Here is a 22527-nt window from a genome sequence, read left to right on the forward strand (position 1 = left end):
TCAGCAGCCGGTGGGGGCGCGCCGGGGGCGCTCCTGACGGTACAGGTAGCGGCCGGCTTCGCGGAAGCCTGCCTTCGCGTACAGCTCCTGCGCGCCATGGTTCGCTGCCGTGACCAGCAGCCAGAAACCGTGCACGCCCCGCGCTTTGCCGGCGTGAAGCAGGGCCTGCAGGATGGCGGCGGCGAAACCCTTGCGGCGCGCTTCCGGAAGCGTGGCCATGCAGTACAGGCCGCCCTGCCCACTGCCGTCCGGGAGGGCAAGGCGCCCGACGGCGGCTGGCCGCCCGTCGCCGTCACGCGCCAGCGCATACAAGGAGGGACAGCCCTTGAGGATTTCCGTTGCAGTCACCAGCGCATCGTTGCCACCGCGGCCGTCCACGTCCCACCAGACCCGCAGCCACTCCCCTGACGGCTCTGTGGAGAGTTCCACCGCTGCCGCGGCGCCTGCGGGAATCCGGGCGTCCATTGCGCTGCGGGTCATGACCAGGGTCTCGGACTGGCGGGTGAAGCCCTCCGCGTCCAGCAGCCGGTGAAGCGCGGACGCTGCCGGGGTGTCGAAGAGCTGGAAGATGACCGGGAGGCGGTGGCTGCGGTACCAGGCCCCGGCCTCCCTGAGCAGGCCCGGGAGGTCGTCGCTGCACTGGTCGCCACCGAACTGTTCACTGCGTGGCCAGATGGAGTTGGCCCGCTGGGTGACGCCTGCGGCGGCCCGGAGCATCCAGCCGCCGGCCTCATGGCGGTCCGGTGCTGGCCACGCTGCGTCCATGGCGGCTTCAAGGCCCAGGGGTGCGGGTTGGACCTGGCTCGGTGTGGTCACGGGGCTGTTCCTTCCTTAACGGCAGGAGGTCCCCCGGGCGGACCGGGGAACCTCCAATGATTGCGGCCTGGGGCCGCTAACCGTGCCCTACTGCTTGTCTTCTGGCTTCTTCGCTTCCGGCTTTTTGGCCTCCGGTTTGAAGTCCACGCCCGCTTCCTTGCGCTGCTGCGGCGTGATCGGGGCCGGGGCCTCGGTGAGGGGGTCGTGGCCGCCGCCTGACTTCGGGAAGGCGATGACGTCGCGGATGGACTCCACTCCTGCCAGCAGCGACACCACGCGGTCCCACCCGAAGGCAATGCCACCGTGCGGGGGCGCGCCGTACTTGAAGCCTTCCAGCAGGAACCCGAACTTGGTCTGGGCGTCTTCCTTGTCCAGGCCCATCAGTTCGAAGACGCGTTCCTGCACTTCGCGCTGGTGGATACGAATGGAGCCGCCACCGATTTCGTTGCCATTGCAGACGATGTCGTAGGCGTAGGAGAGCGCCGATTCGGGATCCTTGTCGAACGTGTCAAGGAATTCAGGCTTGGGCGAGGTGAAAGCGTGGTGCACTGCAGTCCACTGGCCTCCACCGACGGCAACATCACCCGACGCGACGGCAGCGGCGGCGGGTTCGAACATGGGTGCATCCACCACCCAGCAGAAGGCCCAGTCAGTGGGATCGATCAGGCCGGTGCGGTGGCCGATTTCCACGCGGGCGGCACCCAGCAGGGCACGCGACGGAGTCTTTTCCCCGGCGGCGAAGAAGATGCAGTCGCCCGGTTTGGCGCCAACGGCGTCGGCGAGTCCCGCGCGTTCGAACTCGGTGAGGTTCTTCGCCACAGGGCCGGCGAGCTCGCCGTCTTCCTTGTACAGGACGTACGCGAGGCCCCTGGCGCCGCGCTGCTTGGCCCATTCCTGCCACGCGTCCAGGGCGCGGCGCGCCTGCGAAGCACCGCCGGGCATGACGACGGCGCCCACGTAGGGAGCCTTGAACACGCCGAAGTTGGTGTCCTTGAAGAATTCGGTGAGCTCGGTCAGCTCCAGCCCGAAGCGAAGGTCCGGCTTGTCGGAGCCGTACCGGGCCATCGCGTCCGCGTACGTGATGCGCTGGATGGGCGTGGGAATCTCCACCCCGATGAGTTGCCACACTGCCTTGACGATGTTCTCGCCCAGCCGGATGATGTCGTCCTGGTCAACGAAGCTCGCCTCGATGTCCAGCTGGGTGAATTCCGGCTGCCGGTCCGCGCGGAAGTCCTCGTCGCGGTAGCAGCGGGCGATTTGGTAGTACTTTTCGAACCCGCCCACCTGCAGCAGCTGCTTGAACAGCTGCGGGGACTGCGGCAGCGCGTACCAGGAACCCGGAGCCAGGCGTGCCGGAACCAGGAAGTCACGGGCGCCCTCCGGCGTCGAACGCGTGAGGGTGGGCGTCTCGATCTCCACGAAGCCCTCCTGGTGGAGCAGGTCGCGCGCCACCCGGTTGGCCTCGGAGCGGAGCCGCAGGTTGCGGCTGGGGCCGGGGCGGCGCAGGTCCAGGTAGCGGTGCTTGAGGCGGGCTTCCTCGCCGACTTCCACGTGTTCGTCAATCTGGAACGGTAGGGGGTCGGAGGTGTTGAGGATGGTGACGTCCTCGGCGATGACCTCGATCCCGCCGGTGGCCAGCGCCGGGTTCTCATTGCCTTCGGGGCGCTTGGACACGGTGCCCGTGACCTGCAGGACGTATTCGTTGCGCAGTCCGTGGAACACTTCCTCCTCGCGGACCACCACCTGGGCCACGCCGGAAGCGTCACGCAGGTCGACGAATGCCACACCACCGTGGTCACGACGGCGGCCCACCCAGCCGGCCAGGGTTACGGTTTGTCCAATGTGCTCGGAACGAAGGGATCCGAGGTCATGTGTGCGCAGCACAGCACGCCTTTCTGCGGGAAAACAGTGGGAAGTTCAATATGATCGTTGCGGGAACGATCCCGTCCGAGTTTACCCGCTGGAAGGGCAATGCCACCGCATGAGCGAACCGCAGCAGCTGCAGCGCAGGCTCGGGACCTTTGACGCCACCGCGATCGGACTCGGGTCCATGCTGGGCGCCGGGGTATTCGTGGTCTTCGCTCCGGCTGCCGCGCTGGCCGGAAACCTGCTGGTCCTCTCCGTGCTCGTCGCGGGTGTGGTGGCGTACTGCAATGCCGTCGCGTCTGCCGCCCTTGCGGCCATTTACCCCGCCAGCGGCGGGACCTACGTGTACGGCAGGAACCAGCTCGGCGAATGGCCGGGCTTCCTGGCCGGCTGGGGTTTCGTCACTGGCAAGACAGCCTCCTGCGCGGCCATGGCTCTGACGTTCGGCAACTACGTGGCACGGGATTACGCGGTCCCGGTGGCGGTGGCCGCTGTCGTGGCGCTCACCGGAGTCAACCTGCTCGGCATAACCCGGACCGCCCTGCTGACGCGCATCCTGCTGTGCATGGTCCTCGCGGCGCTGGTGTTCGTCGGGGTTGCTGCGTGGCTGGGCCCGCACGCCGGGGCCGGACCCGCCGGGGCGCCGTCGGACAATCCGGCGGGGGTGCTGCCGGCGGCAGGCCTGGTGTTTTTCGCTTTTGCCGGCTACGCCCGGATCGCCACGCTGGGCGAAGAAGTCAAGGACCCTGCCCGGGCCATCCCCAGGGCCATCCTGGCAGCCCTGGCAGCCGCCTTCGCCATCTACCTGCTGCTGGCATGGCTCCTGCTTGCCCACCTCGGAGAGCGGCTCGGGACATCCGCGACACCGCTGCTGGACGCCGTACTCGATTCCCGTCTTGCCCCTGCCGCGCCGCTGGTGCAGGCCGGCGCTGCCGCCGCGTGCCTGGGCGCCCTCCTCGCACTGATTACCGGCGTGGGCCGGACCACCCTGGCCATGGCACGGGAACGCGATCTTCCGGGCCCGCTGGCAAAAGTGGGCGGCAGCCATACCGTTCCGTATGTGGCCGAACTCGCCGTGGCCGCCGTCGTGATCCTGCTCCTGGTGACCACCAACGTGATCACCGTGGTGGGCTTTTCAAGCTTCGGCGTGCTGGTCTATTACGCCGTTGCCAACGCCTCCGCCTTCACGCTGGCAACGCACCCCGGGTACGCCCCCCGCTGGCTGAACGTCCTCGGCTTCCTCGGCTGCGCCGTCCTGGCCTTCACCCTGCCCCGGGCTTCGGTCCTGGCTATGGCAGCGGTCCTGGCCGCTGGTGTCGCCGGGCGCGCGCTGGTGCTGCGTTTCCGGCAGCCCCAGCGCCAGCGTCCCGGGCCCTGAGGTCCTGGCTAAACGGAGGCAGCTGCCGGCGAGGTGGTTTCAACCTGCACCGTGAGGTCCCCGACGGGCGGCATCCAGGTTTCGGGAGCGGCCAGCACCTGTTCACCGGTGCGGATGTCCTTGACCTGGTGGGTGCCGTCCTCGTCGGTGAACCAGACGAAGGGGATCCCCCGGCGGTCCGCGAACTTGATCTGCTTGCCGAACTTCTCGGCCCTGGCCGCCACCTCGGTGGGAATTCCGCGGCTGCGCAGCAGGGCGGCGACATCCTGGGCCGCGCCCCAGCTGTCGTCGTGGTTCAGGGCCACCAGCACGGCGGTGGGAACCGACCGGGAGGCTTTGGCCAGGTCCTGGCTGAGGATGCGCGACACCAGGCGGGTCACGCCGATGGACAACCCCACGCCCGGGAACTTGCGGTTGCCCTTGGACGCCAGGGCGTCGTACCGGCCGCCGGAGCAGATGGAACCCAGCTGTTCGTGGCCCACCAGCACGGTTTCCACTACGGTGCCGGTGTAGTAGTCCAGGCCGCGGGCGATGCTGAGGTCTGCCAGTACCTTGCCCGGAGCCCGCTGCACGGCGGCATCGATGACCTGTTCCAGTTCGTCGAGGCCTTCATCCAGGAGCTCGTTGCTGACGCCGAGGGCCCGGACCTGCGCCACGAAGGACGTGTCTTCCGTGCGGATGGCGGCGAGCTGGAGTGCCTTGGCGGCCTGGTCTTCGGTTGCGCCCAGTTCGGCCTTCAGCAGTTCCGCCACCTTGGCGGGACCGATCTTTTCAAGCTTGTCGATGCTGCGCAGCACCCCAGCGGTGTCATCAAGGCCGATGCCGCGGTAGAAGCCTTCGGCCAGCTTGCGGTTGTTGATGCGGAGGCGGAAGTCCGGGATGGGCAGCGCGCTCAGTGCCTCGGCGATGACCAGCGCAATTTCGACGTCGTAACGGAACGGAAGCTCGCCGTCGCCCACCACGTCGATGTCCGCCTGCGTGAATTCACGGGCCCGGCCCTCCTGGGGCCGCTCGCCGCGCCACACCTTCTGGATCTGGTAGCGGCGGAACGGGAAGGCAAGGTAACCGGCGTTTTCGACGACGTAGCGGGCAAACGGCACCGTCAGGTCAAAGTGCAGGGCAAGCGCGTTGGGGTCGGCCTTGCCGCCCTTGACCGGATTGTCGCCCTCGTCCTCCTGGAGCCGGCTCAGTCCATAGACTTCCTTGTCGATCTCCCCCTTGCGCAGGAGCTGGCCCACCGTCTCCACGGCGCGGGTTTCAATTGAGGCAAAACCATGGAGCTCAAAGACCCTGCGCAGGGTATCGAGCACATGCAGCTCCACCAGCCGCTCCTCTGGAAGCCACTCGGGGAATCCGGACAGGGAGGCGGTGCGTGCCATGGGGAAGGTTCTCCTTAGGGATGGAAGGCGCGGCGGCACCGGCGGCCACACCGCCCAGGCGGCGTACGGCGGCAGCACAGCCAGCCATGCATAAACTATGTGCGGCAGCCAGTTTATGCGTCATCCGTGTGCATCTCTAATGCAGCGGGCGCGTACAGCCTGGCCCCTTTACTTCCTGCGCCCCGCGGCTGCCCGCGGAACGCAGGAGCCCGACGATGAGGAGGACCCTTGGCGGCCAGTTCACGCAGTGCCCGCGAAACGAAACGGCGCATCCAGCAAATGGAAGCCAAGCGTGAGCTCCGGCGCGACCAGGAGAAGCGGCGGAAACGGGACAACCTCGTGGCCGCCGGTGCCGGAACCGCCGCCGTGGTGCTCGCCGTCGTCCTTCAACTCACCGCGTTCGCCGGGAACCCCACCGAGGACGAATATGCGGCAGCCAAGGCGGGGCTGACAGAGCCGTCCGCTTCCGCCAGCGCGTCCGCCACTCCGTCGGCTCCGGCAACCAACGGTCCGAACATTCCGGCGGCAGACACGGCGGCCGGAAAGACGTTCACCGGGCAATTGATGCTGAACGGCAGTCCCCTGGGCGTGGAGGTTGACGGAACCAAAGCTCCGCAGGCCGCCGCCGTCTTCAAGTCCCTCAGCGACGAAGGCTACTTCAACGGCAAGACGTGCCACCGGCTCACCACCGCAGACCAGTTCGGCGTGCTGCAGTGCGGTTCGCCCAACGGCGACGGCCAGGGCGATCCCAACTACACGTGGGGCCCACTGGAAAACACCCCCGCGGACAACATGTATCCCGCCGGGACCATTGCCGTTGCCCGTACCGGCAACAACGCCTACGGCAACGGGACGCAGTTCTTCATCGTCTACAAGGACACCGCCATTCCGGCAGATGCCGCGGGCGGCTACACCGTGGTGGGCAAGGTGACGTCGGGCCTGGATGTGGTGTCCGGCATCGCTGCCGCCGGCATCACGCCGGGTGCCAGCGACACGGACGGAGCGCCAAAACAACCAGTCACGATAGACTCGTTTTCTCTGAAGTAGGCCGGGCCCGCAGGGCTACGGTGCAGTACGTGAGTATTTCCCTCCAAGCGAAAGACTTTTAGCGGTGACAGACAGTCAGAAATCCGACGAAACAGCAACAGGCGCAAGCGACACCACGGCACCGGCCGCCGACGACGCTACCCTTCCTGCTGCAGATGCCGAGCAGGCACCCGTGACACCTGAAGCCACAGCTTCGGAGGAAGGCACCGCTGAAGTTGAGGCCGCCGCGGACGGTCCTTCAAAGCCCGAAGACCAGGCCGGCACGGGCACCGTCGCTGGCGCGGCCGCGCCGGCTCCCGGGCCCCGGCCGTCCGCACCGTCACCCGCTGCCTTTGCTTCGCGCCCCAAGCCGGCCGCCGCTGCCCCCGCTGCCGCACCGGCCCCCGCCGCACCCAGCACGTCCGTCGCCGAGGCCTCCAAGTGGGGCCGCGTGGAAGGCGACGGCCACGTTTACCTGACCATCGACGGCGGCGAACACCCCGTGGGCCAGTACCCCGGCGTGAGCGGCGATGAGGCGCTGATCTACTTCGCCCGGAAATACGACGACGTCGTGGCGCAGATTGTGCTCCTGGAACAGCGGGTCAGTTCCAAGGCTCCCAGCACCGACATGCAGAAGACGGTGACGCACCTGCGTGAACAGCTCGCCGAACGCAACATGGTGGGCGACCTGCGGGCCGCCGAGGCCCGCCTGGACCAGCTGGCCGGGCAGATCACCGAGCTGGAGAAAGCGGAGAAGGCCGAACACGATGCCGTCCGCGCCTCCGAGCTCGCAGCCCGCGAAGCCATTGTTGCCGAAGCAGAACAGATTTCCGGCCAGGACCCCGCGCAGACCCAGTGGAAGACCTCCAGCGCCCGGATGAACGAGTTGTTTGAGAACTGGAAAACTGCCCAGAAGAGCGGTGTGCGGCTGGGCCGGAGCAACGAGGATGCGCTGTGGAAGCGGTTCAGGGCTGCACGTACCGTCTTTGACAGGCACCGCCGGGCCTACTTCTCCCAGCTGGACAGCAACAACTCGGCGGCCAAGGCCGCCAAGGAGAAGCTGATCGCCGAGGCTGAGGCGCTGTCCACCTCAACGGACTGGGGCTTCGCCGCCGGCGAATACCGCCGGCTGATGGACCAGTGGAAGGCATCGCCGCGCGCCAGCCGGAAGGACGATGACGCGCTCTGGGCCCGGTTCCGCGCCGCACAGGACGTGTTCTTCACCTCCCGGCAGGCTGCCAACGACGAGATCGACCAGGAGTACGCGGCGAACCTTACGGTAAAGGAGGAGCTGCTGGCGGAGGCCAACAGCATCCTGCCGGTGAAGGACCTGGCGGCAGCCAAGAAGGCACTCCAGTCCGTCCGCGACCGCTGGGAAGACGCCGGCAAGGTGCCCCGTGCTGACATGGGCCGGATCGAGGCCGGACTCCGCAAGGTGGAGGATGCCGTCCGCCACGCCGAGGAAGAACAGTGGCAGCGGTCCAACCCGGAGCGGAAGGCACGCACCAACAGCGCGCTCTCGCAGCTGGAATCGGCCATTGCCGGGCTCCAGGAAGACCTCGCCGTTGCCGAGAAGACCGGCGACCAGCGCAAGATCAAGGCCGCCCAGGAGGCTCTCGAAGCCCGCCAGGCCTGGCTTGACCAGATCCAGCGTTCAGCAAGCGAGCTGTCCTGACCTTCCAGCCCTGAGGTGGGGCCACAGGCCCGGTCCCGGTTATCCACATAACCCGGACCGGGCCTGTTCCCGTTAATCGTGGTCCGGGCAGGATGGAGCCATGGCCACACCTCCAGGTTCATCCTCCGCCGGCCCGGGCCGGGAAGTGTCCGCTGCGCCCCCGCGGCAGGGATGCCCGACCGGCGGGACGGAAGGGGCTGCCCCGCCACGGTTTCCCGAACTCTATGCACCAGGGAAGCCCTTCGCCGGCCCCGAACTCCAATCATTGGCGGCCGACGGACTGCTGGCGCGCTTCCACCACAACGGCTACACCCTGCCCGGGCTTCCCCCGTCCCCGCAGCTGAGGGCACGGGCTGCGGCAGGGGCTGTTCCGGCGGCAATACGCCAGCGTGTGGTGGCGGGCCGGATGACGGCCGCCTGGATCTACGGCTGCGCGGCGGAGCCGGACAGGCTGGCGCTGCTGGTGGATGCCAAGCGGCGCGTCTCCAGCCTGCGGAATACCCGCGGCTGCACGCTGCACGAAGTGAAGCTCGGACCGTTCGATGTGGTCAGCCTGGGCGGACTGATGGTTTCCAGCCCCCTGCGGACTGCCCTCGACATCGCCCTCCACGTGGAAACGGAGCGTGCCGTGCCCGCCCTCACCGGTTTGCTGGCCAGGCCGCAACAGGACGTGCGGCTGCGGCTCCTGGTGCTCGCGATCGAGGCAACACCGCGGGTTCCGCACAAGCGGGCTGCCTTGGAGAAGCTGGCTTTGCTAGCTCCGGCGCTTGTTTCCGGTAGTACGGTAGACGTCGAACACCCCGTCGATCCTGCGGACGGCGCTGAGGACGTGGCTGAGGTACTTGGGGTCGCCCATCTCGAAAGCGAACTTTGAGATGGCCACCCGGTCCGTCGAGGTGTGGACGCTGGCAGCAAGGATATTGACGTGGTTGTCCGAGAGGACGCGTGTGACATCCGAGAGCAATGACTTGCGGTCCAGCGCCTCCACCTGGATTTCCACCAGGAAGACGCTGGACTGGGTGGGCGCCCAGTCCACATCCACGATCCGGTCCGGCTGGTCCTTCAGGTCCGAGATGTTGGTGCAGTCGGTGCGGTGCACGGAGACACCTGAACCCCTGGTCACGAAGCCAAGAATCGGGTCGGGGGGAACGGGCGTGCAGCAGCGTGCCAGCTTCACCCACACGTCACCAACGCCGCGGACCACCACGCCGGAGTCGGAGAAGCGGGCCTTGGTGACCTGGGTGGGGATGCTGACCTCTTCGACGTCATCATCGGCACTCTCGTTGCCTCCCAGGCTTTCGATGAGCTTCTCCATTACGGACTGGGCAGATGTATGCCCGTCGCCGACGCCGGCGTACAGGCCGGAGATGTCCGCATATTTGAATTCCTCGGCCACTACGGCCAGGGCCTCGTGGGTCATCAACCGCTGCAGCGGCAGGTTCTGTTTCCGCATGGCGCGGGTCAACAGTTCCTTGCCGCGGTCAATCGCTTCTTCGCGGCGTTCCTTGCTGAACCACTGGCGGATCTTGTTGCGGGCACGGGCGCTCTTGACGAAGTGCTGCCAGTCCTGGCTTGGTCCTGCCCCTTCTGCCTTGGAGGTGAAAATTTCCACCCAGTCGCCGTGGTTCAGTTCGCTGTTGAGCGGGACCAGCTTGCCGTTGACCCGTGCACCAATGGTGCGGTGGCCCACCTCGGTGTGCACGGCGTAGGCGAAGTCCACCGGGGTTGAACCGGCGGGCAGCGCCATGACCTCGCCCTTGGGGGTGAAGACGAACACTTCGCGGGCGTTGATCTCAAACCGCAGCGAATCCAGGAACTCCCCTGGATCGGACGTTTCCTGCTGCCAGTCCACCAGGGAGCGCAGCCATCCCATGTCGCCGTCGCGGGGGCTTCCGGGGCCCACCGCGGTGCGGTTGGGCTGGCCCTTGTACTTCCAGTGGGCCGCCACGCCGTACTCGGCCCGGCGGTGCATCTCATGGGTGCGGATCTGGATCTCCACCGGTTTGCCGCCAGGGCCGATCACGGTGGTGTGCAGGGACTGGTACATGTTGAATTTGGGCATCGCGATGTAGTCCTTGAACCTGCCGGGCAGGGGGTTCCAGCGCGAATGCATGATGCCCAGGGCGGCGTAACAGTCCCGGACGGAATCGACCAGCACACGGACGCCCATGAGGTCGTTGATGTCGTCGAAGTCCTTGTCCCGGACAATCATCTTTTGGTAGATGGAGTAGTAGTGCTTGGGCCGGCCGGTAATGGTGGCTTTGATTTTGGCGCCGCGCAGATCCTCGGTGATCTGGTCACGGATGACGCCCAGGCTCTTTTCCCGCTCGGGGGTCCGGTCCCCCACCATCCTGACGATTTCCTCGTACACCTTGGGATAGAGCGCAGCGAAGGACAGGTCCTCCAGCTCCCACTTGATGGTGTTCATGCCGAGGCGGTGCGCCAGCGGAGCGAAGATTTCCAGGGTTTCGCGGGCTTTGCGGGCGGACGATTCTGCGGACACGAAGCGCCAGGTGCGGGCGTTGTGCAACCGGTCCGCGAGCTTGATCATCAGGACGCGGATGTCCTTGGCCATGGCCACGACCATTTTGCGGACAGTCTCCGACTGGGCAGCCTCGCCGAAGCTGACCTTGTCCAGTTTGGTCACGCCGTCCACCAGCATTGCCACTTCCGGGCCAAAGTCCCGCTTCAGGTCAGCAAGGGTATAGGGGGTGTCCTCGACAGTGTCGTGCAGCAGTGCCGCAGCCAGGGTGGTGCCGCTGAGGCCGAGCTCGGCCAGGATGGTGGCCACCGCCACTGGGTGGGTGATGTACGGGTCGCCGCTCTTGCGCTTTTGCCCGCGGTGGCTGCGCTCGGCAACGTCGAAGGCGCGCTGGATGAGGTCGAAGTCCTCTTTGGGATTGTTGGCCCGGACCGTCCGCAGCAATGGCTCAAGGATGGGCGAATACGTGGCCGTTCCGCGGCCGGTCAGGCGGGCAAGCCGGGACCGGGTGCGCTCCCTGCGGCCGGGAAACGTGGCGCGTGAACCAGAGTTGTCCACGGGAACCAACGATCCAGGGCGCGCCGGGGATGCCATACCGGCCTGTACACCGGCAGGATTCTTTTCATCCTCCGCCGTAGGCACCGACGCCGATCGTTCTTCCAATGAAGCACCCCTCACCACCATTTAATTACCCCAGTCTATTCCCCAAGGCAGCGACTTTTGTAACCGGTCCCGCATACGCGGGGACCGGGCAACGCAGAGTCTGCGTTGCCCGGTCCTGGAGGGAGCAGTCGGCGCCGTCGGGGGCGGGTCAGGCCTTGGCAGGCGAGGCGGGAACTGCGCGTTCCGCCGCGCCCGCGCGCCGTTGTTCGACGCGCCGTGCCTGCTTGACCAGGTCCGGTTCACCCTGGCGGAGCAAGGCGTACAGCGGGGCTGCGACGAAGATTGTCGCAGCGGTGCCGATCAGGATCCCGACGAACAGGGCCAGGGACAGGTCGCGCAGGGTTCCGGCGCCGAGGAGCCCGGCGCCGATGAACAGGATGGCACCCACGGGGAGGATTGCCACCATCATGGTGTTGATGGAGCGCACCAGGGTCTGGTTGACGGCGAGGTTGACCTCCTCACCGAATGTCCGGCGGGTGGAGGCATCAATGCCGGAGGTGTTTTCCCGGATCTTGTCGAAGACCACCACCGTGTCGTACAGAGAGTAGCTGAGAACCGTGAGGAACCCGATGATGGCTGACGGCGTGACCTCAAAATCGCTGAGGGCATAAACGCCAGCCGTGATGAACATGGTCACGGCCATGCCGGCAAGCGCCGAGAGGGACATCTTCCAGGTGCGGAAGTACAGGGCCATGAGCAGCGCCGCGAGGAGGACAAAAACCACCAGGCCAATGAGCGCCTGCTTGGTCACGTCGGCGCCCCAGGTGGGGCCAACGAACGTTGAGGTTACCTCGTTGTCAGTCACCCCGTAGGCGCCGGTGAGGCCCTGCTTGATCCGGAGGGTTTCGTCGTCGGTCAGCTTGTCCGTCTGGATGCGCATGGTGTTTCCGGCGACGTTGGCCACGCGGGGAACACTGCCGGCCACAACATCGGTCACGGCTTTCTCGCCGATTGTGGCGTCCGTGGTCTTGACGTTCGATACCGTGAATTCCGAGCCTCCGCGGAACTCGATACCGAGGTTGAAGCCACCCTTGGCCACCGGGACAATGATGGACAACGCCACTCCAACCAGGGCGATGATGAACCAGATCTTCTTGGCCCCTACGAAGTCGTAGGAACGCTTTCCGGTGTAGAGCTCGTTGCCGAATGTGGCGAAGCCTGACATTACTTGTCCTCCTTCGCGGACGTCTTGGAGGAGCCGGCAAGCTGTTCCTGCTTCTCAGCCAGGCGCCGTTCGGCGATGGTCATGCGGCGCTCGGCTTCGGCCGCCGCACCGGTGTTCTTGGTCCGGACCACCACAAGCCTGTCTTCGGGAGTACGGACACGCCCTGCGCCGCGGTACAGCGGTACGGCGCCCAGCCGTTCGGGGTCCAGGCCGGAGAACTTGTGGCCTTCACCGAAGAAGCGGGTTCGGGCCAGCAGCTGCAGCGTGGGGTGGGTGAACATGAACACCACGATGAGGTCGGCGATGGCCGTCAGGCCCAGCGTGAACGCAAAGCCGCGGACGTTGCCCACGGCCACGAAGTACAGGACCAGGGCGGCCAGGAGGTTGACGGCCTTGGAGGCAAGAACCGTCCGTTTGGCGCGCTTCCAGCCGTTTTCGACGGCGGACACCAGGCCGCGCCCTTCGCGCAGTTCATCGCGGATGCGCTCAAAGTAGACGATGAAGGAGTCGGCCGTCTGGCCGATGGCCACGATGATGCCGGCAACGCCTGCCAGGGACAGCCGGTAGTTCTCCGTCCAGCCCAGGATCGCGATGGCCAGGTACGTCAGGGCGCCGGCCACCACCAGCGAGGCAATGGTGACGAAACCCAGGGCGCGGTACTGGAACAGCGAGTAGACCACCACGAGCAGGAGCCCGATGAGGCCGGCCAGCAGGCCCATGCGCAACTGTTCACCACCGAGTGTCGCGGAGATCTGCTGTTCGCTCTGGATGTCGAAGCTGATGGGAAGGGCACCGAACTTCAGCTGGTCGGACAGCGCCTTGGCCGTCTGCTCGGTGAAGCCGCCGGTGATTTGCGGACGCCCATCGGTGATCACAGCCAGCGATCGCGGGGCGGAAATGACCTGGTCGTCCAGCACAATGGCGAACTGGGACTTGGGGTCGGCGCCGGACTCGCCGCCGGCGGCCACGTAGAACTGGTTCAGGCGCTGGGTGACGTCCTTGAACTTGGCCGTGCCGTCAGCGTCGAACTGGATGTTGACGGCCCAATCATTTGTGACGGCGCCCTGCGCACCCTGCTGCAGTTGGAAGGACGAGGTAACAATGTTCGTCCCCTTGACCTCTACCGGGCCAAGGATGTATTTGATCGCCGGGGACTTGTCAGTAGCAGGCTCGCAGGTCACGAGCGGCTTGGTGGGATCGGAGCGCTGGGACTTCTCGGGGGCGCTGTTGCAGTCAAGTGCTTCGAACTGCTTGTAGATCTCGGGAGTGATCCAGTTGGTATCGCTGCTGTTGGCCGGAGCGGCCGTCGGCTTGGGCAGCTGGTCCTCGGGTGTCTGTTGCTCCAGCGGCACCGCGGCGCCATCTCCGTTGAGGAGGACGGGACGGAAATTCATGTCCGCGGACGCCTGGATCAGGTTCCGGGTTTCCGCAGAGGGCGTGCCGGGAAGGCTGACCACCACGTTGCGCCCGGACTGGGTGCTGATCTCAGCTTCGGACACGCCGGAGCCGTCAACGCGCTGCCGGATGATCGCTACGGCCTGGTTGAGCTGCTGTTCGTTGATGTCCGAACCGCCCTCCACCTTGGGCGCCAGGATCATCTGGGTACCGCCCTCGAGGTCCAGCGCCAGTTTGGGGGCCCAGCTGGCCTGCCCCGCGACGGTGCCGCCTGCCAGGACGGCGGTCAGCGCAGCCAGGAGTACGCCAAGCCAGACCAGGACGCGGAGCCCTGGTTTCTTGCGGCCAGTTCGTGCCATTGTCGATCTTTCTCTTATTCGCGGAAGAACCGCCGGCGCGGGTTGTTACCTGCGCCGGCGGCGATCCGCAGCGGTAGAGGGAGGAAGCGGCCAGCGGGCCTAGCTGTCCTTCTTGCCCTCGTCGTTGAGGCGCTTCAGGGTTTCGTCCGGGGTCTCGGTACCTGTGGAGGTGCTCCCGGCTTCCGGGGCGGTCAGGGATGATGCGTCGTCCGGCACTACCGGCGAAGCAGCGGCGGCCTCGGCAGCGGCCTCCGCGGCAGGCTCGACGACCTTGGTGACCGCCTGGCGGTGGACGGTGGCCAGGTTGCCGGGGGAAAGTTCAAGGGTGACCTTGTTGTCGGCGTCGTCGATGTCCACGATCCGGCCGAAAAGGCCAAAGCTGGTCATGACCTCCACGCCCGGGCCAAACTTCGACTGGAGCTCTGCCTGCTGCTGCTGCGTCTTCTTGTTGCGGCGGAACATCATGAAGATGAACACGCCGAGCATGACGAACAGGAGGATTGACATTGGATCCAAGGGGAATTCCGTTCTTTTGCGTGGTGCTGCTGGTTTTCCAGCGACGTCGGCCTCGCTTCGGCCGGGGTGGTTGGCTCCGCAGGCAGAACGCCTGACGTGTCCTTCCCCAAGCGACGGGGGCGTCAGGGCCACCCGCGAAACAAAGACCCGAGCGTGCCGGGCGTCATACCAGTCTAAAGGGAAAAGCTGAACAGAGCCTGCTATTGGCTCTCCGGGGCCCAGTCCCCGGCTGCTTCGGGGTCCCCGCCGGGCTCGAACAGGTCCAGCTGCTCCTGCGCGAAGACGCCGGACGGGATGGCATACCCCAGGTGGGTCCACGCCGGCGCCATGGCAATCCTGCCCCGCGGCGTACGTCCCAGCAGGCCTTCGCGGACCAGGAAAGGCTCCGCCACCGTCTCCACCGTTTCGGTTTCCTCACCCACCGCGATGGCAAGGGTGGACAGTCCCACGGGACCGCCGCCGAACTTGGTGATCAGGGCGTCGAGGACGGCGCGGTCCAGCCGGTCCAGCCCCTTCTTGTCCACTTCATACATGTCGAGGGCGGCGGATGCGGTCCTGGCGTCGATTTGCTCGACTCCGTGCACCAGCGCCCAGTCCCGGACCCGGCGCAGGAGACGGTTGGCGATGCGGGGGGTGCCCCGGGAACGGCCGGCGATCTCGGCGAATCCTGCGGAGTTGACCTTGAGGTCCAGCAGCCCGGCAGACCGTCGGAGGACCAGTTCGAGCTCCGCTACGGAGTAGAACTCGAGGTGCCCGGTGAAGCCGAACCGGTCGCGCAGCGGGCCCGGGAGCAGCCCGGCACGGGTGGTGGCACCCACCAGGGTGAACGGCGGCAGCTCCAATGGGATGGCGGTGGCACCGGCGCCCTTGCCCACCACGATGTCGACGCGGAAGTCCTCCATGGCCATGTACAGCATTTCCTCGGCGGGCCGCGACATGCGGTGGATCTCGTCGAGGAACAGGACCTCGCCCTCTGACAGCGAGGACAGGATGGCGGCGAGGTCTCCGGCATGCTGGATGGCCGGACCGCTGCTGAGGCGCAAGGGAGCGTTCATTTCCGCGGCCACAATCATGGCGAGTGTGGTCTTGCCCAGGCCCGGCGGACCGGAAAACAGGACGTGGTCCGCGGTACGTCCACGCATCCGGGAAGCCTGCAGCACCAGCGAGAGTTGCTTCCGCACCCGGTGCTGGCCTACGAAGTCATCAAGGTTCTTGGGCCGCAGGGCCGCCTCGATGGCCCGCTCCTCCGGCTCCTCCCCCGCCGCAACCAGTGACGGTTCAGCCACGGGTGCCTACGCGGTTGCCGGCCCGGGCCCCGTCCTGTCCCAGCCACCGAAGCGTGGTCCGCAGGATTTCCGGCACGTTGCCGCGGAACGATACTTCAGGATCATCGGCGAGGGCCTTGTCGATGCTTGCAGAGGCGTCTTTTTCGGACCAGCCCAGGCTGGTCATGGCGGCCACCACCTGGGGCTTCCAGGAGGCTTCGGCCGGGGTGGCCGCACCCGCGGCTGCAGGGGTTCCGTGCGGGACGAGCTTTCCGGCCAGCTCCAGCACGATCCGCCCCGCCACCTTGGGTCCGATTCCGGGAACCTTGGTGAAGGTCTTGCTGTCCCCGGTATGCGCCGCCACCCGGACTGCCTCGGGATCGTGGACGGCCAGCACTGCGAGGGCCAGCCGGGGGCCCACCCCGCTGACACTGAGCAGGACGTCGAAAACTTCGCGTTCGTCGTCGGAAGAGAAGCCGAAGAGCGTCAGCGAGTCCTCCCGGACAATCAAGGACGTGAACAGCTGGCCCTCGTCGCCCACGCGCAGCCGGCTGAGCGTCTGCGGTGTGGCGTTGACGCTCATCCCGGCACCGTTGAGGTCTATCACGGCCGTGGACAGGCCTACGTGCGCTACGGTTCCGCGGAGGAAACTGATCAAAGCCGGGCTCCCGTTGTACCGCCGGCCTCGTAACTGAGAACCCGGCTATCCGAACATATCTACGAATACCCTAGCAAGCGGCAGGGACAATCACCGTGCACGGCGCGCTTTTGCCTCTGCTTCCGCCCAAGCCCGCTGGGCCGGCGTCAGGGCCGAACTGCCGGGACCGGTAGTGGCCACCGCGGCCCCGCTCCCGGCCCGCCACGCGTGGGTGATGGCCAGTGCCAGCGCATCGGCAGCGTCAGCCGGCCGTGGCGGGGCGTCAAGGCGGAGGATCTTGGTCACCAGCTTGGTCACGGCATCCTTGTTCGAGGTTCCGCTCCCGGTCACCGCCGCTTTGACTTCGGACGGCGTATGCAGAGCCACCGGTATGCCCCGGCGGGCCGCCGCCGCGATCACCACCCCGGACGCCTGGGCCACACCCATCACCGTGCTGACGTTGAGCTGCGAGAAGACACGTTCGACGGCGAGGACCTCCGGTTCGTAACGGTCCAGCCACTCGTCGATGGCCGTGGCAATCACCAACAGGCGCCGGTCAAGGGTTTCGTCCGGGGAGGTGCCCACCACGCCTACCGCCACCATGCTGGCCCGGCGGTTGCGTTCAACATCCACCACGCCGATCCCGCACCGGGTGAGTCCGGGGTCAACGCCAAGGACGCGGAGCGTCACTTCCGGCCCGCCGCGGCCGGCAGACCGGGGCGGGCCTCGCGTGGTGGTCTAGCTGACAAGGCCGGACGTCACTCTGATTCCAGGGCGGCCTGGACTTCGTCGCTGAGGTCGGCGTTGCTGTAGACATTCTGCACGTCGTCGAGTTCCTCCAGCGCGTCTGCCAGCTTCAGGAACTTCCGGGCGCCGTCGACATCCAGTTCCACCTGCATGGAGGGAACGAACTCAACTTCATCCGTGTCGTATTCAATGCCGGCCTCCGCCAGCGCTTCACGGATGGCCGGGAGGTCACCCGGTTCCGAGTGGATCTCGAAGGTCTCGCCGTTGTCCTTGACTTCCTCCGCGCCCGCATCCAGGACGGCCATCAGGACGTCGTCCTCGCTCAGGCCGTTCTTGGGGAGGTTCACCACGCCCTTGCGGGTGAAGAGGTAGCTGACCGAGCCGGGGTCGGCGATGGTTCCGCCGTTGCGGGAGATGGCCAGGCGGACTTCGGAGGCCGCCCGGTTCTTGTTGTCGGTGAGGCACTCAATCAGCAGGGCAGAGCCCTGGGGGCCCCGGGCCTCGTACATGATTTCGGTGTAGTCCACCACTTCGCCGGTCAGGCCGGCACCGCGCTTGATGGCGCGGTCAATGTTGTCGTTGGGCACCGAGGTCTTCTTGGCCTTGGTCACGGCAAGTTCCAGGCCGGGGTTGCCGGCGAGGTCCGGTCCGCCCATGCGGGCGGCAACTTCGATGTTCTTGATCAGCTTGGCGAACGACTTGGCGCGGCGGCTGTCAATGATCGCCTTTTTGTGCTTGGTCGTTGCCCATTTGGAGTGGCCTGACATGGCTTTACGCTTCTCCTCTGATCATTCGGATAAAAAGTTCATGTACGCGTTTTTCGCCGGTCACTTCCGGATGGAAGGAGGTGGCCAGCAGCTGGCCGGAACGCACTGCGACAATTCTAGCCGCCCCGGGCAGCGATACGGCGTGCGACGCCTGTCCGGGGTCCGCCGGTTCCACCTGGGCCAGGACCTCCACGCCCGGCCCGGCCCGCTCCACCCAGGGGCCGCGGATGAAGACGGCGTGCACGGGTTCCACACCCGATGCGGTGGCGCTGAAGTCCAGTCCCTTAAAGTCCAGATCCGTTTCGAAGGACTCCCGCTGCCGGCCAAAAGCGTTGCGGCGGACGGTGATGTCCAGGCCCCCAAAGGTCTGCTGCGGGGCCCCGGAAAGGTCCGTGGCGGGATCGGCGATGTCCGCCGCGAGCAGGATCATTCCCGCGCAGGAGCCATAGACGGGAAGGCCCTCGGCAATGTATTTGCGCAGGGGGTCGGCGAGGTCGAAGGCGCGCGCCAGTTTGTCGATGGTGGTGGATTCGCCGCCGGGAATGATGAGGCCGTCCAGGCCATCCAGCTCAGCCGGCCGGCGGACAGCGATGCCCTGTGCGCCGGTGGCTTCCGCGGCGCGCAGGTGCTCGCGGACGTCTCCCTGGAGGGCCAGGACGCCAATCCGCAGGCCCGAGCCCACGCGCGCAGGATCAGCAGAAGGGGGGTTTGTCATCCTTCCAGCATACGGTCCCGGCACTCCGGCTGCTGCCGGCAGGAGGCCGCCGTAAAGGGTTGCATGCCGCTGCTGGGATATATTCGGAACATGGTCTTCTTCACTGTTCCGCTCGGCAAGCTGGTCCGCAGGGTATCCCGGCTGCGCGGCGGCGGCTCCGCACTTCCAGGCCTGGTGGTGGAGAAAATCGACCCCGGCTTCATGCGCCGGACACTCACCACCCTGCCCCACGGCGTGGCAGTGGTCAGCGGTACCAACGGCAAGACCACCACCACCAAAATGGTGGTTGAACTGCTGGAAAGCCAGGGCCTGAAGGTGTTCACCAACCGGACGGGCAGCAACTTCACCAGGGGTGTGGCCGCAGCCCTCCTCGGCGAGGTCGATTGGCGCGGCAGGCTGGACGCAGACATTGCGGTCCTGGAACTTGACGAGGCCCACGCCGTGCATTTCGTCAACAGTGTCCCGCCCCGCTATTGCCTCCTGCTCAATGTGCTTCGCGACCAGCTGGACCGTTTTGGCGAGATCGACAAGACCGCACAACTCCTGCAGCACATCGCCGCCAAGACCACCGGAACGGTGGTCCTGAACCGCGAGGACCCGCGGGTTGCCAGGATCGCGGATACGCTGACCGGCCAGGACGTCAAGTACTTCGGCCTTGACGATTCCCTGCTGGGCACCTTCCCCAACGACGATGACATGCGCGCCGCTCCGGGCAGCCCCGCCCCGGCGGCCCTGCCCGCAAAGCCGCAGGCCGACGTCGTGCTCCGCAGGGTGGGCGCGGACAGCGCCGAGTTTGAGTACGACGGCGGTACGGTCACCACGGCGATGAAGCTGCGCGGCGTGTACAACATCTTCAATGCGGCCGCGGCCCTCACCCTTGCCCGCAGCATTTGCGGCGGCGGCGCCGCCACGGCGAACCACGAAACCCTGCTGCAGGCGCTGTCCCAGGTGGCGCCCGCCTTCGGCCGCGGGGAAAGCCTCACCGTCGGCGGCCAGCCCCTGGACCTGGTACTGGTCAAGAACCCCAGCGGCTTCCGGCTGGGGCTGAAGTCCTTCCCCGCAAGCGGCTACGCCACCATGATCGCGATCAACGACAACTACGCCGACGGCCGGGACATGTCCTGGCTGTGGGATGTGGAATTCGATTCGCTTCGCGAAGGCGGGGTGGACCTGCTGACGGGGTCGCGCGCCTACGACATGGCACTGCGGCTGCAGTACGACGAAGTCCCGGTGGGCGCCGTGGACACCGACATTCCAGCCGCCCTTGCCGCCTTCATCCGGGAAGGCCAGGGCAAACCCAAGCGGATCTTCTGCACCTACACCGCCATGCTCGCCATCCGCCGCGAGCTGTCCAAAGTCACCACCGTGGAGGTTGTCTCATGAGTACGGCAGAAGCAGCGGAAACCGGCAACCTGTCCAAGGGCACCCTCCGCGTGGTCCAGTTGTACCCGCGGGACATGAACATCTATGGGGACTGGGGCAATGCCCTGGTCCTCCAGCGCCGCATCGCCTGGCACGGATACACGCCCGAACTGCTCGAGTACAACGTGGGCGACCCCTTCCCCGAGGACGTGGACATCATCGTCGGCGGCGGCGGGCAGGACAGCGGGCAGCTGGTCATCCAGGACGACCTGCAGGCCAGGGCCGGCCGGCTGAAGGAATTGGCCGAGGACGGCACACCCATGCTGGTCATCTGCGGCCTGTACCAGCTTTTTGGCAGGTTCTTCAAGACACGCACCGGCGCCGTCATTCCGGGCATCAGCGTCCTGGACGTGGAAACGCACGGCACGGATGAGCGCCTGATCGGGAACGTCAAGGTCTCAACCACCGAATTCGGCGAGGTGCTCGGCTACGAAAACCACAGCGGGCAGACCACGCTGGGCAGCGGCGTGCGCCCGCTGGGAACCGTGGCCAAGGGGACCGGGAACAACAGCAACGACGGCCAGGAAGGGGCGCGGTACCGCAACATCGTGGCCAGCTACCTGCACGGTTCGCTGCTTCCCAAGAACCCGGCCATCGCCGACTTCCTCATCCGCACCGCCGCGGAGCGCAAATTCGGCAGCTTCTCCCCCGGCAGCCCTGACGACACCTATGCGGCCCTGGCGAGGGAGCACGCCGGCCGCCGGCCCCGCTAGGCTGCGACCACCTGGATCACCGCCACTGGAAGTACTCCCGGTGGATATTGGCCCGGCGGACACCCGCTGCCCGGAATGCCCTGCGGAACTGCCGCAGCATGGCATCGGGTCCTCCCATGAAGACGGACAGCATCCGTGGTTCCGTGTCCACCGCCGCAATGACCGCTTGCGGCGTCAGCCGCCCGTCCGTTTCGGTTTCAACCACATGGATGTGGAGCCTCGGGTGGTTCCTGGCGATGGCGAGGATCTCTTCGGCAAACGGCGAAGGGCCGGCCGACGTGACGAAGAAGTGCACCTCCTCAGGCAGGTCCCCGCCCGCTGCTTCCAGCGACCGGACCCAGCTGAGGAAGGGCGTGATCCCCACGCCGCCGGCGATCCAGACCTGGTGGGCAGTGCCCTTGTGCCGGTCAAAGCGGCCGTAGGGGCCGCCCACCACAGCAGGCATTCCCGCCTGGACAACGTCGGGAAGCTGCGAGGTGTGGTCGCCCAGCGCTTTCACCGTGATGCTGATACCACCTTCCGGTGCGGGACCCGAGATGGAAAAAGGGTGCCGCTGCCAGCCTTCCGCCGTTTCAAGGTAGACCATGGCGAACTGCCCGGGTTTGAACTCCAGCGGGCGGCCCAATGGCCGGAGCGCCACTTCCACCAGGTCCGCGGCAACCGGGCGGACACCGGCAACCTGGTAGTCATGATGGGGCAGGAACCGCCTCGCCAGCAGCTCCCGGTATACGTAGAACGCCAACCCGGTTCCGCCGATTGCCACGTAACTCCACCTCAGGCCCGGCGCCGCCTCGAACGCGCTGGCATCGAACAGTCCGTGCAGGAAGCCGGCAGCAACGAACAGCCCTGTGAGGCGGTGGAAGCCGCGCCAGCGTTCATAGCCTCCCAGCAGCCGGACCACCAGGCGGACACCTTGTGCCTGCAGCGCCGCTACAACCAGGCGCCTTGCCGGGGCGGGGAGCATGGTCCGCCAACGCGGCAGCACCGCCCACACCACCAGGGCGGCCAGGCCGGAAATGGCCACCACCGCCAGCGTCTTTCCCACGCTTGTTGCCTCCGGGTTGGACGCGAGCTCTATGTGCGGCAGCAACAGGACAGTGGCCGTCATGGCCGCCCGGCGGTGCCAGATGGCAGCGTGGTCAATCCCGCCGAACACCGGCTCAACGTGTGGGAGGGTACTGACCAGGACCAGGGCGACGGAATACAGCAGTACGGATTCACCGCCGAAGAGCTGGCCCACATGCCTGGGCAGCGGCTCGGCCACCGGCCGCGCCAGGTACCAGAAAATGGCGTAAGCGGCCACGACGGCTGTTATTGCGCCCGGACCGATCCATCGGAGTGGGATACCCAGGAAGGCAGCTGCCGGCGTCGTTCCATGGTTGCCCATTGAGCAAAGGTCCCTTCATCACTGCCAATCCCGTGCGCCTGCCTGCAGGACGCACAGAATGCGGTCCGGACCGGACCCCTAGCTGTAATTCCCACGGACGTTGTGAACAGCGTGGCGTGATGTAAAGGGCGAGGGCCGCCGGTATCGATTTGGG

19 protein-coding genes are annotated in these 22527 nt (G+C 66.5%); 6 read left to right on the forward strand and 13 right to left on the reverse strand.

What is annotated here, in order from left to right; genetic code table 11:
* Both PV772_RS02900 and aspS read right to left on the reverse strand, forming a co-directional pair.
* Nucleotides 1-765 carry a GNAT family N-acetyltransferase gene (locus PV772_RS02900; protein ID WP_347885304.1) on the reverse strand — a complete coding sequence of 255 codons (765 nt, stop codon included), beginning with the start codon at nt 763-765 and terminating at the stop codon, nt 1-3.
* A 138-nt stretch (nt 766-903) separates the two neighbouring features.
* Nucleotides 904-2700 (reverse strand): aspartate--tRNA ligase, encoded by a 1797-nt coding sequence (gene aspS, locus PV772_RS02905; protein WP_347885289.1) that lies wholly within the window; start codon nt 2698-2700, stop codon nt 904-906.
* 97 nt (nt 2701-2797) lie between these two features.
* Between aspS and PV772_RS02910 the strand changes: the two genes are divergently transcribed.
* On the forward strand, nt 2798-4060 hold the full coding sequence (locus tag PV772_RS02910) for an APC family permease (RefSeq protein WP_347885290.1): 1263 nt from the start codon (nt 2798-2800) through the stop codon (nt 4058-4060).
* A gap of 8 nt (nt 4061-4068) precedes the next feature.
* On the opposite strand, the gene hisS is transcribed toward PV772_RS02910, so the two are convergent.
* Nucleotides 4069-5439, reverse strand: coding sequence for a histidine--tRNA ligase (gene hisS / locus PV772_RS02915; protein WP_141160334.1), 1371 nt, complete (start codon nt 5437-5439; stop codon nt 4069-4071).
* Between the two features lie 228 nt (nt 5440-5667).
* Between hisS and PV772_RS02920 the strand changes: the two genes are divergently transcribed.
* The 3 genes from PV772_RS02920 to PV772_RS02930 all read left to right on the forward strand — a co-directional run bounded on the left by PV772_RS02920 (nt 5668) and on the right by PV772_RS02930 (nt 9014).
* On the forward strand, nt 5668-6486 hold the full coding sequence (locus tag PV772_RS02920) for a peptidylprolyl isomerase (protein ID WP_141160333.1): 819 nt from the start codon (nt 5668-5670) through the stop codon (nt 6484-6486).
* A gap of 64 nt (nt 6487-6550) precedes the next feature.
* Nucleotides 6551-8140: a DUF349 domain-containing protein gene (locus PV772_RS02925; protein ID WP_347885291.1), complete on the forward strand. Its 1590-nt coding sequence runs from the start codon at nt 6551-6553 to the stop codon at nt 8138-8140.
* Nucleotides 8141-8240: 100 nt separating this feature from the next.
* Nucleotides 8241-9014, forward strand: coding sequence for a type IV toxin-antitoxin system AbiEi family antitoxin (locus PV772_RS02930; protein ID WP_141160331.1), 774 nt, complete (start codon nt 8241-8243; stop codon nt 9012-9014).
* On the opposite strand, the gene PV772_RS02935 is transcribed toward PV772_RS02930, so the two are convergent.
* The 9 genes from PV772_RS02935 to pdxT all read right to left on the reverse strand — a co-directional run bounded on the left by PV772_RS02935 (nt 8895) and on the right by pdxT (nt 18851).
* A complete protein-coding gene (locus PV772_RS02935; RefSeq protein ID WP_347885292.1) occupies nt 8895-11285 on the reverse strand; it encodes a bifunctional (p)ppGpp synthetase/guanosine-3',5'-bis(diphosphate) 3'-pyrophosphohydrolase in 2391 nt (796 codons plus the stop codon). The genes PV772_RS02930 and PV772_RS02935 overlap by 120 nt on opposite strands.
* A 148-nt stretch (nt 11286-11433) precedes the next feature.
* On the reverse strand, nt 11434-12450 hold the full coding sequence (secF, locus tag PV772_RS02940; RefSeq protein WP_347885293.1) for a protein translocase subunit SecF: 1017 nt from the start codon (nt 12448-12450) through the stop codon (nt 11434-11436).
* Entirely contained in the window at nt 12450-14204 is a 1755-nt protein-coding gene (gene secD / locus PV772_RS02945; protein WP_347885294.1) for a protein translocase subunit SecD, read from the reverse strand. The genes secF and secD overlap by 1 nt, the downstream gene beginning before the upstream one ends.
* A 99-nt stretch (nt 14205-14303) precedes the next feature.
* Entirely contained in the window at nt 14304-14711 is a 408-nt protein-coding gene (gene yajC / locus PV772_RS02950) for a preprotein translocase subunit YajC (protein ID WP_347885295.1), read from the reverse strand.
* A 209-nt stretch (nt 14712-14920) separates the two neighbouring features.
* Nucleotides 14921-16006, reverse strand: a complete 1086-nt coding sequence (gene ruvB / locus PV772_RS02955; RefSeq protein ID WP_141160326.1) for a Holliday junction branch migration DNA helicase RuvB — start codon at nt 16004-16006, stop codon at nt 14921-14923.
* On the reverse strand, nt 15999-16643 hold the full coding sequence (gene ruvA, locus PV772_RS02960) for a Holliday junction branch migration protein RuvA (protein ID WP_347885296.1): 645 nt from the start codon (nt 16641-16643) through the stop codon (nt 15999-16001). Before ruvA ends, ruvB begins: the two co-directional genes overlap by 8 nt.
* Before the next feature lie 90 nt (nt 16644-16733).
* Nucleotides 16734-17312: a crossover junction endodeoxyribonuclease RuvC gene (gene ruvC / locus PV772_RS02965; RefSeq protein WP_141160324.1), complete on the reverse strand. Its 579-nt coding sequence runs from the start codon at nt 17310-17312 to the stop codon at nt 16734-16736.
* 68 nt (nt 17313-17380) lie between these two features.
* On the reverse strand, nt 17381-18136 hold the full coding sequence (locus PV772_RS02970; RefSeq protein ID WP_141181662.1) for a YebC/PmpR family DNA-binding transcriptional regulator: 756 nt from the start codon (nt 18134-18136) through the stop codon (nt 17381-17383).
* A 4-nt stretch (nt 18137-18140) separates the two neighbouring features.
* Entirely contained in the window at nt 18141-18851 is a 711-nt protein-coding gene (pdxT, locus tag PV772_RS02975) for a pyridoxal 5'-phosphate synthase glutaminase subunit PdxT (RefSeq protein ID WP_347885297.1), read from the reverse strand.
* A gap of 90 nt (nt 18852-18941) precedes the next feature.
* Between pdxT and PV772_RS02980 the strand changes: the two genes are divergently transcribed.
* Together PV772_RS02980 and PV772_RS02985 are read left to right on the forward strand one after the other, a co-directional pair.
* Nucleotides 18942-20234: a Mur ligase family protein gene (locus tag PV772_RS02980; protein WP_210411226.1), complete on the forward strand. Its 1293-nt coding sequence runs from the start codon at nt 18942-18944 to the stop codon at nt 20232-20234.
* Nucleotides 20231-20986: a glutamine amidotransferase gene (locus tag PV772_RS02985; RefSeq protein ID WP_141160320.1), complete on the forward strand. Its 756-nt coding sequence runs from the start codon at nt 20231-20233 to the stop codon at nt 20984-20986. Before PV772_RS02980 ends, PV772_RS02985 begins: the two co-directional genes overlap by 4 nt.
* 16 nt (nt 20987-21002) lie before the next feature.
* On the opposite strand, the gene PV772_RS02990 is transcribed toward PV772_RS02985, so the two are convergent.
* Nucleotides 21003-22373 carry a hypothetical protein gene (locus PV772_RS02990; protein WP_347885298.1) on the reverse strand — a complete coding sequence of 457 codons (1371 nt, stop codon included), beginning with the start codon at nt 22371-22373 and terminating at the stop codon, nt 21003-21005.
* Between the last annotated feature and the right edge of the window lie 154 nt (nt 22374-22527).

Origin of the sequence: Pseudarthrobacter sp. CC12 (assembly GCF_039907755.1) — a bacterium.
Classification (GTDB): domain Bacteria; phylum Actinomycetota; class Actinomycetes; order Actinomycetales; family Micrococcaceae; genus Arthrobacter; species Arthrobacter niigatensis.